Origin of the sequence: Rhodococcus sp. KBS0724 (genome assembly GCF_005938745.2) — a bacterium.
In the GTDB taxonomy this organism is placed as follows: domain Bacteria; phylum Actinomycetota; class Actinomycetes; order Mycobacteriales; family Mycobacteriaceae; genus Rhodococcus_F.
The window spans coordinates 438,598-452,888 of sequence record NZ_VCBX02000001.1; the positions used below are offsets into that span (position 1 = coordinate 438,598).

Genomic DNA, 14,291 nt, shown 5'->3' on the forward strand with positions numbered 1-14,291 from the left:
CTGACGGCCTGAGTTCGAACCCGATCAGGTGTGATCCGGCGCCGTATTTCAACTTTCCGACTCCTATGCTAACTTCAGGATCAAGCGCTTGATCAACTCTAACCCTACTGGAGGTTTCAGTGCAGAGCTTGGAGGCACAGTTCCCGCAATTCATCGGGACGGAGGCCGAACCGCCGCGCGTCGCGCGGTACGCCGTCAACGAGGCGATGATTCGCAACTGGGTGGAAGCACACGAGGACGACAACCCGGTCTACGTCGACGCGGACGCGGCGCGCGCGAGCGGCCGACGCGACGTCATCTGCCCGCCCGCGATGATCTCGACCTGGGTGATGGCCGGGTATCGCCGCTATCGCGAGGTTCAGCAGCTTCGCGCCGACGGCGTCACCGAGGACTTTTCCTACTCACGACTCCTCTCGCTGCTCGACGCGGCCGGCTACACCTCGGTTGTTGCGACCAACGTGGAGCAGGAGTATTTCGCGGAACTGTATCCGGGCGATCACGTCACCGCTCACTTCACGATCGAGTCCATTTCACCGTTCAAGCAGACCGGACTCGGGCACGGCTGTTTCATCACGTTGTTCAAGAACTACGTCAACGGTAACGGGAAGACCTTGGTGGAAGAGCGATTTCGGATATTGAGGTTCAACCCCGACACGCAGGAGGTGCCCGCATGAGCGCGGCTGAAACATCGACCAACACCGAAACATCGACCAACGCAGTACCGGTTCCGCGGACCTCGGTGCCGGGACTGACCGTCACCGGCGACAACGACTTCTTCTTCGAGGCAGCCAAGGAAGGCCGCCTCGAGATTCAGCGTTGCGCCGACTGCAAGACGCTACGCCACCCACCTGCGCCCGCCTGCCCGTCGTGCCGCTCGTTCAGTTGGGACACAGTCGAATCCACGCGCCGCTGCACCCTGCACAGTTTCACGGTTATTCACCACCCCAAGGACCCCGCGTTCGAGTACCCGCTGGCCGTCGGGTTGGTCGATCTGGAAGAAGGTACCCGTCTGGTTGCGGATATCGCCGGAATCGACCACGACGACTTGGCATTCGGTATGGAACTCGAAGTCGGTTTCTCCGAGCACGCTCATGGTGAGATCCTGCCGCAGCTTCGTCGCCGCGGGGAGGCGTAGACATGACCTTCCCCCAGGTAGAAGTGGGCTCGAATCTTCCCACGCTCGAACTGCCGTTGGACCGGACACTCATTGTCGCAGCGGCAGTCTCGTCGCAGGATTTCGAGGACGTGCACCACGATCCGGGCAAGGCCCAGGAACGTGGCACCCCGGACATTTTCATGAGTATCAACTCCACGAACGGGTTCATCGACCGGTACATCACCGATTGGTCCGGCCCGAGCTCGAGAATCGTCAAAACATCACTGAGGCTGGGTGTTCCCAACTTTCCCGGTGACACGATGACCTTCACCGGCGAGGTAGTCGAAAAAGACGGCTCGGCCGTCACGGTCGCCGTGGTCGGGCGCAACGAACGAGGAACACACGTCAGTGCCAAGGTGACCGTGGCACCGGTAGAAGGAGTATCGGCATGAGTCGAGGATTTTCCGGAGCAGCAGCAATCGCCGGCATCGGAGCCACGGAGTTCTCCAAGAATTCCGGGCGCAGCGAATGGCAGTTGGCGTGCGAATCGGTGATGGCGGCGCTCGACGACGCTCAGATCGAGGCGGAAGAGGTGAACGGTTTTGCCCTGTTCACCATGGAGAACAACCCCGAGATCGCCGTTGCACGTGCACTCGGTATCCCCGAACTGACCTTCTTCAGCCGGATTCCTCACGGCGGCGGTGGTGCGTGTGCACCCGTTCAGCAGGCGGCGCTTGCCGTCTCCAGTGGTGTTGCCGACGTTGTGGTCGTCTACCGCGCCTTCAACGAACGGTCGGGTCACCGATTCGGCGCCGGCCCACCACCTTTTGCGTACAACCAGTCGACGGATCAGGAATACCGGAACTGGATCAACCCGTACGGATTGCTGACTCCCGCTCAGCAGGAAGCGTTCCTGGCCAAGCTGTACATGCACAAGTACGGTGCAACCAGTGCGGATTTCGGGCAGATCTCGGTTCTCTCACGCAAGCACGCTGCCAACAACCCCAAAGCCTGGTTCTACGAGCGTCCCATCACCATCGAGGATCATCAGAACTCGCGCATGATCGCCGATCCGATCCGTCTGCTGGACTGCTGCCAGGAAAGCGACGGCGGGCAGGCGTTGGTCATCGTCAGTGCGGAGCGGGCCCGCGATCTGCCGCACAAGCCGGCCATCATCACCGGAGCGGCACAAGGTGTTGGTCCACAACAGATTTCGATGAGCAGCTACTACCGTGACGACATCGACAGCATGCCAGAGGTCGACCTGGTCGCTCGTCAGTTGTGGAACCAGGCCGGTATCGGCCCCGACGACATCGACGCCGCGATTCTCTACGACGCCTTCACTCCGATGGTGCTGCTGCAGCTCGAGGAGTACGGCTTCTGTGGACGCGGTGAGGCCAAGGATTTCATCGCGGACGGCAATCTCGAGCTGGGCGGCCGACTCCCGATCAACACACACGGTGGCCAGCTCGGCGAGGGATACATCCACGGGGTCAACGGCATTGCCGAAGGCGTTCGCCTGATCCGGGGAACCTCCACGAACCAACCTACGAAAACTCTGGACAACGTACTCGTGACCGGCGGTTCGCCCGTCCCGCACAGTGCGCTCGTCCTCTCCGCGGATCGCTGAATCCGCAGACCACTTTACGAAAGCAGGAACACATGAGTGATCGGATCACCTACGCGCGGGCTACCCACGGTGAAGAGGAAATCCAGGCAGTAGTCGACGTCTTGCGAAGCGGCCACCAGGGCTTGCGTATCGGCAAGAACGTCTTCGAGATGGAAGAACGCATTGCAGCCCTGGCGGGCAAGAAGTTCGGCGTCATGTGCAACTCGGGCTCCTCGGGTCTGTACTTGGCAGTCGAGCTGCTCGGACTCCCCGCCGGTAGCGAGGTCATCACATCGCCGTTGACGTTCTCCACCGACATCGCCCCGATCGTGCGAGCCGGCCTCGTGCCGGTGTTCGTGGACGTCGAACCCAACACCTTCAACGTCGACGTCACCAAGATCGAGGCCATGGTCACCGAGAAGACCGGTGCCATCCTGATCCCGAACCTGGCAGGCAACTGCCCGGACTGGGATGTCATTCGTGACATCGCAGACCGCCACGGACTCAAGGTGATCGAAGATTCGTGTGACGCGATCGGCGCCACGCTCCGCGGCACTCCGACGGGCTCGCGCGCGGACATCGTCGTCACCAGTTTTTCGATGGCACACATCATCACGTGTGCGGGAACCGGCGGGATGGTGTGCGTCGACGACGAAGCCAGCCGCGACAAGGCTCTGCTGCTCCGTCGCTGGGGCCGTCGTAGCGAGCCGAACCTGTTCGGCAGCAACAAGTCCGGCCGGGTCTTTCGTGAAGAACTCGACGGGGTCGACTACGACAACGATTTCATCTTCGAGCTCATGTCGTGGAACTTCGAGCCCTCCGAGCTCGGCGCAGCCTACGGCGTCGTCCAGCTCGACAAGCTGGAAGACAACTACAAGACACGTAAGGCCACGTTTGCGGCCTTCACCGCGGCATACGGCGCGCACCCCGAATTCTTCACGACACCCGTGGAACTCGACGGGCTCGACACCGCCTGGCTGTGCTACCCGGTGATGATCAACGAAGACGCACCCTTCACGCGCAGCGACATGCAGGAAGCCATCGAGGCCGACGGCATCGACACACGAACCGTGTGGAGCGGCAACGTCACTCGTCACCCGATGATGAACAACATCGAGTACCGTCAGCCGGCCGAAGGACTGCCGGAAGCCGACGCGGTTTTCGCCCGCGGCATGACGCTCGGCATGAGCCATGGCCTGCGCGACGACGAAGTTGTTCGGATTGCGGAGAGCATCAATCGTTTTGCCTCGAAGTGGAAGTAGCATGACCGATCGCTTCGAAGGACGCCGAGCGCTTGTCACCGGTTCCAGCCGCGGAATCGGTGCAGGCGTTGCAGAGAGGCTGGCAGCGGAAGGCGCTGACGTCGCTCTCGTGGCCCGGACGCTCGGTGCACACGCAACCCTGCCTGGCAGTCTCGAGGAAACGGCCGCTCGAATTGCGAAGTACGGAAACAAGGTCGAGATCATTGTTGCGGATCTGACGGACGAGCAGCAGCGCGACACCGTTGTGCCGGCGGCAATCGAGAAGCTCGGCGGGACGATCGACATCCTGGTGAACAACGCGGCAGCAGCGATCTATCAACCGCTGTCGGATTACCCACTGCGTCGGCGACGTCTGATGTTCGAGGCTAATGTCCACGCACCGCTGGATCTGATGCAAGCCGTGGTGCCGGGGATGGTGGCAAACGGATACGGCTGGATCGTGAACGTGTCCAGTGGCACCGTCAAACCGTGGCAGGGCCCGCCGTTCACGTGGGTCGAACCGGGAACTGCCATGACCGTGTACGGCGCGTCCAAAGCAGCGCTCAACAGGATGAGCAATGGCATGGGCGTGGAACTCTACGGCCAGGGGGTGCGCGTCAACACGGTTCAACCGCGGGCAGCGGTGCTCAGTGAGGGCGCAAGAGTCCTGGTCGGTGAGACTATCCGGCCGGATCAGGTCGAATCTATGGAAGAAATGGTGGAAGCGGTCACCGCGCTGTGTGATTGCGACACCGAGTTCACTGCTCGCTCGTGCGTCAGCTTGAACCTGATCGACGAATGGGCCCTGACCGTGCGTGGTCTGGACGGCACAGCATTACCGGAGACAGCAGCATTACGAACCGAGGAGTTGGCATGAAGCCCGTCATCGTGGACGCAGCACGAACGCCGTTCGGTAAGCGTGAGGGTTGGCTGTCCGGAGTCCATGCGGCCGAACTGTTGGGATATGCGCAGTCCGGTGTCCTGGATCGGGTGGGAGTCGATCCGAATGCGGTTGACCAGGTCATCGGCGGCTGTGTCACGCCGCTCGGCGAACAGTTCGGCAATATCGTTCGCACATCCTGGATGCATGCCGGCCTTCCCCTGAAGGCGGGTTGCACCACGATCGACGCTCAGTGCGGAACAGCGCAGCAGTCGGTGCAGTTGATGGCGGGTCAGATCGCCATCGGCGCCGTCGACGTGGGCGTTGCCTGCGGTGTGGAACTGATGTCGCGGGCACCGCTCACCTACAAGGTGGGTACCGGCCTCGGAACGCCGCGGCCGGAGTCGTGGTCACTCGATACCGTCGATCAGTACACCGCAGCAGACCGTATTGCCGTCAAACGTGGTTTCAGCCGCGAGGATCTTGATGCCTTCGGGTTGCGCTCGCAGCAGCGGGCCGCGGCAGCGTGGGACGCCGGCCGATTCGACTCGCACATCATCGACGTGTCGACCCCGGACTCGGATGTGGTGGTTCACCGAGATCAGGGACTTCGTGAGTCGAGCCTGGAAGGTCTCGCGAAACTGCGCACCGTTCAAGAGGGTGGACTACACACCGCTGGAACGTCTTCGCAGGTCTCGGACGGTGCGAGTGCGGCACTGCTGATGTCGGCAACTCGCGCTGAGGCGCTGGGCGTGCGCCCGCGGGCGCGGATTCTGGCGCAGTGCGTCATCGGCGGCGACACCGAGTTCATGCTCGACGGTCCCGTGGACGCAGCGTCCATCGTGTTGGAACGCACAGGCTTGACGATCGCCGATATCGATCTCTTCGAGGTCAACGAAGCGTTTGCCTCCGTGCCCATGTCCTTTGCACAAGTACACGGCGTCGACCCCGACTTGCTGAACGTCAACGGTGGAGCCATTGCGCTCGGTCACCCGGCCGGGGCAACCGGTATTCGTCTGCTGGCCAATGCGATCGACGAATTGGAACGACGCGACAAGTCCATCGCTCTCATTGCGATCTGCGCGTCGGCCGCCACCACCTGCCTGATTCTCGAACGTATCTGACGCCTAAGTAGAAACCGAAGATTGAGGAACCCGTCATGGCACTGTCCCTGCTCGAAGACCACCGTGATCTCGCCGAAGCGGTAGCCGCATTTGCGGCCCGCAACAGCGGAATTTCTGATACCCGAGCCAATTTCGCGCGCTATGCCGCCGGTGAACAGCCGGATTCCTGGAAGGCGTTGGTCAGCCAGGGTTTGCATGCGGTGCATCTGCCGGAGGAATACGGTGGTGACGGCGCGGGGCTCGCAGAACTTGCGGTGGTAGTCGAGCAATTGGGAATGGCGCTCTATCCCGGATCGTATGTTCCGACTGTCGTCGCAGGCGGAATCCTGGCAACCGGTTCCGGCAGCGCGGCGGCAACGATGCTGGGCGAGTTGGGAAATGGTGCAACCGGTGCCGTCTGCAGCGGTTCGCTGGTTGCGGAGCGCTCGGCCGCCGGGTGGACTGTCAGTGGTACAGCCGACCCCGCCCTGGGTCTGCCAGGTGCAGATGTTGTTCTCGTACAGGCTCGTAGCAGCGAAGGCCCACTGTGGTTTCGGCTTGCGCCGGCAGCCACCGCGGCAGTCGCGGTCGAGGACGGAATCGACCTGACACGCTCCGTCGGCACGCTGACGCTGACCGAGCATCAGGTGCCGGACGCGGAGATCGTGGAATCTCTGTTGCCGCATCGGGTCGAGTTGATCGTCAATACCGTGTACGCCGCGGAGGCCAGTGGACTGGCCGCGTGGGCGCTGCGCACAGCGGTCGAGTACGTCAAGACTCGTGTTCAGTTCGGTAGCCCGGTCGGTAGCTTCCAGGCAGTGCAGCACAAAGCGGCCATGATGCTGGTTCGTTCCGAAATTGCTTGTGCAGCAGCATGGGACGCAGCACGGTCCGAAGACCACGACGTAAATCAGCAGACGCTTGTTTCCGCCCAGGCGGCGCTGGCGGCATTGCCGATCGGGATCGAGAACGCGCTCGAATGTGTCACGCTGCTCGGCGGCGTCGGCTTCACCTGGGAGCACGACGCGCATCTGTACTGGCGTCGCGCACTCAGCATCGCGGCTGTGGTCGGAGCTGAGGAGAGGTGGGCACACACACTGGGTGAGCGCTCGGCGGACTCGGTTCGCGACTTCTCGTTCGTCGATCCCGACATGCTGCCGGAATTGCGGGCGGAAGTACGTCGGGTATTTGCCGACGTCGAACTGCTGCCGGACGACGGAACCACCAACGCGAGTTGGGCTCCGGCCAAGGGAAGTGCCAGGCGTGCTCGTTTTGCCGAGGCAAAACTGGTTGCCCCGCATTACCGCGAACCCTACGGTTTGGGCGCAGGTCCCCAGGAACAGGCAGTCATCGCCCACGAGTTCGCCACGCGTGGATGGGCGCAACCGTCCACAGTGATCGGCGAATGGGTGCTTCCGACAATTCTCGAGCACGGCAACGCCGAGCAGCAGGACAGGTTCGTCGATCCGACTCTGCGCGCAGACATCATCTGGTGCCAACTCTTCAGCGAGCCCGGAGCCGGCTCCGACCTGGCCGGACTGAGCACCAAGGCACGCAAGGTCGACGGCGGCTGGGTCATTTCAGGGCAGAAGGTATGGAACTCGGGTGCGCACGAGGCGGATTGGGGCGTCTGCCTCGCTCGTACCGACGCGGATGCTCCGAAACACCGCGGGTTGTCGTACTTCCTGGTCGACATGACATCGGCGGGCATCGACGTTCGGCCGCTCAAGCAGTCAACGGGTAAGTCGGAGTTCAACGAGGTGTTCCTGGACGACGTGTTCGTCCCGGACGAGTGCCTGGTTGCCGAACCGGGACAGGGCTGGAAGCTTGCAGCGACCACACTGTCGAACGAACGTCTGAGCATGGGTTCCCATCTGCATCACGGTTCGAGTGATCAGTTCCGCCAGGTTATCGCCGATGGCAGCCACGACTGCTCACGCGAGGATGCCGTGGAAGGGCTGGGACGCAGTATTTCTCGCGAACTGGCACTCTCCGCCATGAACTTGCGCGGTGTTTCTGCTCGGCTGGCCGGTCAAGAACCCGGAGCCGAGATCAGCGTCTCCAAGGTGTACAACGCACTGGCCCAGCGCGAGGGTTCGCGAGATCTGCTCCGTCTGTTGGGACCACGTGCGGCAGTGGTCGATCCCCGCGCCGATTACGGCATCGACCACATCGGTCTGCCATCGATTCTGTTCGGCGGCGGAACCGTCGAAATTCAACTCAATGTCATCGCGCAGCGCGTTCTCGGCCTGCCGCGCTCTTAGCTTCCTTCTCGAGGAGTTTCACCATGTACCTGGATTTGTCAGAGGAGTCGAAGACTCTGCGCAAGGAATTGCGCACGTACTTCGCGGAAATCATCAACGACGAGGATCGCCGCGCGCTGGTCGACCAGACCGAGGGCGGTCCCGTCTTCGATCGCATCCTGCGCCAGATGGGCAAGGACGGCTGGTTGGGCCTGGGGTGGCCGGAGGAATTCGGCGGCCGGGGTGAGAACCCCGAAGCTCTGTACGTGTTCTACGACGAGGTGATTCGCGCCAATGCGCCGCTGTCACTGGTCACACTGAACACCGTTGGTCCCGCGCTGATCAAGCACGGAACGCAGGCGCAGAAGGACTTCTTCCTGCGTCCGATTCTGGCCGGCGAGTTGATCTTTGCCATCGGCTACACCGAGCCCAACGCCGGTACCGACCTCGCTGCTCTCGAAACGCGAGCTCGCATCGAGGGCGACGAGCTTGTCATCAACGGCAACAAGATCTTCACGAGCGCCGGCGTCTTTGCCGACTGGGTCTGGCTGGCCGTGCGCACCGATCCGGATGCACCGACGCATCAGGGCATTTCGGTGGTACTGGTACCGACTAGCGCACCCGGATTCTCCGTGACCGAAATTCACACCGTGGGCGGAATCAGCACCTCGGCAACCTATTACGAAGATGTGCGGGTGCCGCTCACCAACGTTGTCGGTGAACTCAATCAGGGTTGGAAGCTCATCACCAACCAGCTCAACCACGAGCGGGTTGCCTTGGCAGCCCGCGGTGGTATCGCCAACGAGCTCTTCGCCGAGGTGGTCGAGTGGGCAAAGGCAGAACCTGCCGGTGACGGCCACGTCTACGACATTCCGTGGGTTCGCGAGAAGCTCGCAGAGATCTACGCGCTGCTCAGTGCGGCCGATCTGATGAACCTGCGACTGGTTGCCGACGTTGCCGCGAACACCCTGGGCGGCGGTGATTCCGCTGCCGCCAAGATCTTCGGCACCGAAGCCGTCGTGAACACGTACGGAATGCTGCAGGAAGTGCTCGGTGCCAAGGGATTGTTGCGTCCGGGAACGCCAGGTGCGGTGCTCGAGGGCCGCGTCGAGAACCTGGGCCGACGCGCTCAGAACAACACCTTCGGTGGTGGCACCAACGAAGTCATGCGTGAAATTGTCGCAGCGAAGTGCCTGGGTATGGCGCTTGCTGCCCGCCGCCGGCCCGCTGCACAGAACGAGAAGAGCTGACATGGAATTCGAATTCGACGACAACCTGTCCGCAGTGCGGGATCTGAGTGAATCGATCTTCGCTGCAAAATCCGGGGTCGACCGACTACGTGAGGTCGAGAGCGCCGGCGGTTTCGACGCGGACTTGTGGAAGCTGTTGGCCGACTCCGATGTTCTCGGAATCGCCCTCCCCGAAGAGGTGGGTGGAGCAGGTCTCGGAATGCTCGGGCTCGCTGCCGTTCTCGAGCAGCAGGGCCGACGCGTCGCGCAGGTGCCGTTGTGGTCGGTCGTCGCGACAGCGGCGCTGCCGATAGCCGAGTTCGGCAGTGCGGAGCAGAAAGCGTCGTGGCTTCCCGGCCTGCTCGACGGTTCCGTGATTGTCGCGGGCGCATTCGACATCGGCCACGGAACCAACCTGCCCGTGCGGGCCGAGGCAACGGGTGACGGATGGACTCTGCGCGGAACCGTCGATTCGGTGTCCGCTGCTGATGTTGCCGACGCACTGGTTGTTCCGGTGGCCATGCCGGACGGCGGAACGAACGTGATGATCGTCCCGACCGAACGACTCGTGCGCACCACCCTGAATGTGACGAACCGTGAAAGTAACAGCGCGGTGCAGTTCGACGGCGCTACCGTCAGTGCCGGGGACGTTCTGCCCGGCGACGGCACTGCCGTTTACGAGTGGACGCTGCGCCGAGCGCGGGTTGCTCTGGCAGCCTTGGCTGTTGGTGTGTGCGAAGAGGCGCTGGCCATGACAGCGAAGTACACGTCGGAGCGCATCCAGTTCGGTCGACCGATCTCCACCAACCAGGCCGTCTCCGTCCGGGCCGCCGACGCGTATCTCGACACGGAGAGCATCCGGCTGACCACGCACCGTGCAGCCTGGCTGATGGACACCGGAGTGGAGAGCGAAGCGGAAGCCGCTGCGCTGGTTGCCAAGTGGTGGGCATCGCGCGGCGGACTTCGGGTAGTTCAGGCAACTCAGCATCTGCACGGCGGAATCGGCGCAGATGTCGACTACCCGATCCATCGCTACTTCCTGTGGGGGCGTCAGATCGCCTTCTCTCTGGGGAGCGCAGGCACGATCGGGATGGAACTGGGCAATGTCCTGGAGAAGGGTGCTTCGATCGGCGCACCTGTATGAGCATGCGGGAGAACCTGGCGGTGCGCGTGCTGCGCGCACCGCAGGGACTTCCACAGGCAGAGGACTTTTCGGTCGAGAAGGTTTCGGTTCGGCAGCCGCGAGACGGTGAAGTGCTGTTCCGGGCTTGCTACCTGGCTATCGACCCCAGCGCCCGTCGGCGGCTACCCGCCGCCGACGGGCGGCCTGGTCCGCTCGGCGCGGTGGCCGGGATCGGCGACATCGTGCTGGCGGGCGTGAGTCCGCCTCAGGCCGGACTCGACGGTGCGTTGGTGGGTGAGGTTGTCGCGTCGCGTCACCCGGATTTTGCGCCGGGCGACTTGGTCCGTGGCGGAAATACGTGGCAGATTTTTCACACGGTTCGAGGCGAGTTTCTGGACTTGTTGGAGCCGCGTTCGGGATTTCGCTTGGAAGCGGAACTGGGGGTACTCGGTAGGCCGGGATTCGTGGCGTACTGCGGACTGCACTTCGCGTCGACGCTCGAAGCCGGTATGACGGTGGTGATCTCGGCCGCCGGCGGCGCCGTCGGGATGGTGGCCGGACAACTGGCCGCGCTGGCCGGCGCTCGCGTCGTCGGAATAGCAAGTGGTGACAAGGTCGCCTATGTCGTGAACGAGCTCGGGTTTTCCGAGTGCATCGATCGGACGAACGAGACGATCGCGGCGGGATTGGCGAGGACCTGCCCGAATGGTGTCGACCTGTACTTCGACAACGTCGGCGGTGAGACGCTGGCCGCAGTGTTCGAGCAGCTCAACAACTTCGGGCAGGTTGTCGTGTGCGGCATGGCAAGTGAGTACAACGGTGCCGAAGCCGACTTCGGCCCACCACTGCGCCCCGTTCTTCGTAAACGCCTGAAAATTCAAGGCTTTGTGGTGTATGACCATTACGAGCATTATCCGCGCTACCGCGAGTGGGCAATCGAACAACTCGACGCACAGCGGTTGCGCTACCGCGAAGACGTCGTAGACGGGTTGGCAAATGCTCCGCAGGCGTTGGCCAACGTTCTGACGGGCCGCAGCCGTGGCCGTCAACTCGTGCAACTCGGTCCGGCGCCACACATTCTGCGGTAGCGGCGCGTCAAGGAACCCAGCCCGACACGGTGGTCGGGGAAATGGAAGGTGTATCGCATGACAAATGACAGCACCACGTCGACAGGCCTCGCGGTTGTCACGGGAGCCAGCCGAGGAATCGGCCGGGCGATCGCGAGACGCATTGCAGCAGAGGGAATACCCGTTGCAGCGGTCTCGCGCACATTGCGGGCGGGCGACGGAAGCCTCCAAGGCTCGCTCGAGGAAACCGTCGAATTGATCACTGCGGCAGGGGGAACGGCACAGAGCTTTGCTGTCGATCTGGGGGATCCCGAACTCGATCGCGCCGCCCTGATCGCCAGGATCGAGGACAGCTTCGGACGACCGGTGAGCATCCTCGTCAACAACGTGGCTGCGTCTCGGCGCTACGAGACACTTTTTGCGGACATGCCGCGCGAGTGGTTCTACGACTCCGTCGAAACGAACGTGTGGAACACCTGGGACCTGATGAAGGCGGTCATCCCGAGCATGCGCGCGAACGGCGCTGGGTGGATCGTCAACATCTCGTCCCGGCAGGCCGGGCCACGCGTCGGGCCGCCTTTTGCGCCGCATCCACTGGCCGGTTCGGTCTTGTACGGCGGAACGAAGGCGATGCTCGACCGCATCAGCACGGGATCCGCGATGGAGTTGCACGCCGACAATATCGCCGTGAATTCCCTTGCCCCCAATCGCGGCGTCGCAACCGAGCACGCTGCCGCGGCGGTTCCGGGATGGCCGTCCGAACCCGAGGACACGATGGCCGAAGCGGCACTGCTGCTCTGTACGGCCGATCCGTCCGAGGTAACCGGCCGAGTGGCGTTCAGCCTGCCGCTGCTGAAGGAATTCGGACGCTCGGTTCGCGCACTCGACGGCAGCGGACTGCTGGACGGTTGGCAGCCGGATGATCTCGACGCGGACGGTTTCCCGGGGCACTACCTCACCTTCAACCCACCGGCCGCCGTGCCGGCCGAACTGCTGAAGTAAGGAGCTTGACGTGGACACGTACGCAGAAATCATTCGAATCCGCGCCGAGGACGACAAGATTGGTCTTCGGTACGAGGATAATTCGTGGTCGTGGCGTGAGGTCGTGCAGGAAAGTGCCGATCGCGCAGCGGCATTGACGTCCCTGGTACCGCGGCCGAACGACCGCCAGATTCATGTTGGCGTCTTGCTCGAGAATGTCCCGGACTTCGTATTCTGGCTCGGCGCCGGACCTTTGGCGGGTGCGGCCGTAGTCGGTATCAACGCCAGTCGAAGTGGCGCGGAGCTGGCACACGACATCAGACACGGGGACGTGGACATCGTCATCACCGAGAATGCCTTGGCACATCTTGTCGACGGTACGGGCCACGGTCTGCCGCCCGAGCGCATCCTGAACATCGACAGCCCCGACTATGCCGAGTTCCTGGCACCGTTCCGCGGAGCACCACTGCCGGAGACTGTGCCGGCACCGGAAGAAAAAGCGTTGCTGCTCTTCAGCTCCGGTTCGACGGGAGCCCCGAAGGCCGTGATCGTCGGGCAGGGTCGGTTGGCGCGGTTGACCGCAGCCATGGTCGATCGGGTGTCGATGCGGCGAGATTCGGTGACGTACCTGTGCATGCCGCTCTTCCACGGCAACGCGGTGATGCTCAACCTGGCTCCGGCGATGTGCGTCGGCGCGACGGTTGCGATGACAAGGAAGTTCTCGGCCAGCAAGTTCGGTCCGGACATTCATCGCTACGGTGTCACGTACGTCAACTACGTCGGCCGGGCGCTGTCGTACACGTTGAGCAGCCCCGAAGATCCGCGGGATGCGCACAGCACGCTGGAGTTGGCCTTCGGGACCGAAGCGTCGGAAACCGACGTCCGGAAATTCTCCGAGCGGTACGGGTGCACGGTGATGGAGGGCTACGGGCTCAGTGAAGGGGTGTTCCGGATCGGGCGCACACCACAGACGCCCAAGGACTCTCTCGGTGTTCCGCAGAATGGCCTTGACATCCGGGTCCTCGACGAAGCAACCGGCGTCGAATGCCCGCCGGCGGAATTCGACAGAGACGGTCGTCTGATCAATGCCGAAGCGATCGGTGAGATGGTGGCAATCGGCCTGGCCCACACGTTCGAGGGGTACTACAAGAACCCCGGGGCGATGGCTGATCGTGTCAAGGGCGCCGATTTCTGGTCCGGCGACCTGGCCTACCGCGATGCGGACGGCTACTTCTACTTTGCCGGACGGTCTTCCGACTGGTTGCGCGTGGACAGCGAGAACTTCTCGGCCGCACCGGTTGAGCGTGTCTTGCAGCGGGTTCCGGGAGTGTCTGCCGCCCCGATCTTTGCGGTGCCGGATCCGCGGACCGGCGATCAGGTCATGGTTGTGGTGGAGATGGAAGACGGCGTGAACTTCGACCCGAAGAGCTTCGGCGATTTCCTCGGCGAACAGCCCGACATGGGCGCAAAGTGGTGGCCACGGTTCGTTCGCGTCATCGATCGGATGCCCCTGACCGGAAGCAACAAGGTCAACAAGACTCCGTTGCGTCGCACCGCCTGGGCCACAGACGATTCCGTGTACACCAGGGTGGGAAGAACCCGTGAGTACGTCCTACTCGACGATGCCGGGCGCGACGCCATCGAGGCGGAATTTCGCACACACGGCCGGTTGGCGATGTTACCGAGCTAGCGTGCTGTGCGCCTTTATCAACCGCGGGC

At 62.9% G+C, this 14,291-nt stretch carries 13 protein-coding genes; all 13 read left to right on the forward strand.

The window, feature by feature from the left end:
- The first annotated feature begins 119 nt into the window (after positions 1-119).
- The 13 genes from FFI94_RS02025 to FFI94_RS02085 are packed head-to-tail and all read left to right on the forward strand — an operon-like array spanning position 120 to position 14,262.
- Positions 120-674 (forward strand): MaoC family dehydratase N-terminal domain-containing protein, encoded by a 555-nt coding sequence (locus FFI94_RS02025; RefSeq protein WP_138871516.1) that lies wholly within the window; start codon positions 120-122, stop codon positions 672-674.
- Entirely contained in the window at positions 671-1,135 is a 465-nt protein-coding gene (locus FFI94_RS02030; protein WP_260683810.1) for a Zn-ribbon domain-containing OB-fold protein, read from the forward strand. Before FFI94_RS02025 ends, FFI94_RS02030 begins: the two co-directional genes overlap by 4 nt.
- A 2-nt stretch (positions 1,136-1,137) precedes the next feature.
- Positions 1,138-1,548, forward strand: coding sequence for a MaoC/PaaZ C-terminal domain-containing protein (locus FFI94_RS02035; RefSeq protein ID WP_138871517.1), 411 nt, complete (start codon positions 1,138-1,140; stop codon positions 1,546-1,548).
- Complete coding sequence (locus FFI94_RS02040; protein ID WP_138871518.1) at positions 1,545-2,726, forward strand: lipid-transfer protein; 1,182 nt, start codon at positions 1,545-1,547, stop codon at positions 2,724-2,726. The genes FFI94_RS02035 and FFI94_RS02040 overlap by 4 nt, the downstream gene beginning before the upstream one ends.
- Positions 2,727-2,758: 32 nt before the next feature.
- Positions 2,759-3,967, forward strand: coding sequence for a DegT/DnrJ/EryC1/StrS aminotransferase family protein (locus FFI94_RS02045; protein ID WP_138871519.1), 1,209 nt, complete (start codon positions 2,759-2,761; stop codon positions 3,965-3,967).
- 1 nt (position 3,968) lies between these two features.
- Positions 3,969-4,823, forward strand: a complete 855-nt coding sequence (locus tag FFI94_RS02050; RefSeq protein ID WP_138871520.1) for an SDR family NAD(P)-dependent oxidoreductase — start codon at positions 3,969-3,971, stop codon at positions 4,821-4,823.
- The gene (locus FFI94_RS02055; RefSeq protein WP_138871521.1) at positions 4,820-5,950 is read left to right on the forward strand and encodes a steroid 3-ketoacyl-CoA thiolase; all 1,131 of its coding nucleotides are present in this window, start codon (positions 4,820-4,822) and stop codon (positions 5,948-5,950) included. The genes FFI94_RS02050 and FFI94_RS02055 overlap by 4 nt, the downstream gene beginning before the upstream one ends.
- A gap of 35 nt (positions 5,951-5,985) precedes the next feature.
- A complete protein-coding gene (locus tag FFI94_RS02060; RefSeq protein ID WP_138871522.1) occupies positions 5,986-8,193 on the forward strand; it encodes an acyl-CoA dehydrogenase in 2,208 nt (735 codons plus the stop codon).
- 23 nt (positions 8,194-8,216) lie between these two features.
- Positions 8,217-9,422: an acyl-CoA dehydrogenase family protein gene (locus FFI94_RS02065; protein WP_138871523.1), complete on the forward strand. Its 1,206-nt coding sequence runs from the start codon at positions 8,217-8,219 to the stop codon at positions 9,420-9,422.
- Position 9,423: 1 nt separating this feature from the next.
- Positions 9,424-10,545: an acyl-CoA dehydrogenase family protein gene (locus tag FFI94_RS02070; RefSeq protein WP_138871524.1), complete on the forward strand. Its 1,122-nt coding sequence runs from the start codon at positions 9,424-9,426 to the stop codon at positions 10,543-10,545.
- A complete protein-coding gene (locus tag FFI94_RS02075; protein ID WP_138871525.1) occupies positions 10,542-11,612 on the forward strand; it encodes an NADP-dependent oxidoreductase in 1,071 nt (356 codons plus the stop codon). Before FFI94_RS02070 ends, FFI94_RS02075 begins: the two co-directional genes overlap by 4 nt.
- A 57-nt stretch (positions 11,613-11,669) precedes the next feature.
- Positions 11,670-12,593 carry an SDR family NAD(P)-dependent oxidoreductase gene (locus FFI94_RS02080; RefSeq protein ID WP_138871526.1) on the forward strand — a complete coding sequence of 308 codons (924 nt, stop codon included), beginning with the start codon at positions 11,670-11,672 and terminating at the stop codon, positions 12,591-12,593.
- A gap of 10 nt (positions 12,594-12,603) precedes the next feature.
- On the forward strand, positions 12,604-14,262 hold the full coding sequence (locus tag FFI94_RS02085) for an AMP-binding protein (protein WP_138871527.1): 1,659 nt from the start codon (positions 12,604-12,606) through the stop codon (positions 14,260-14,262).
- The last annotated feature ends 29 nt before the right edge of the window (positions 14,263-14,291 follow it).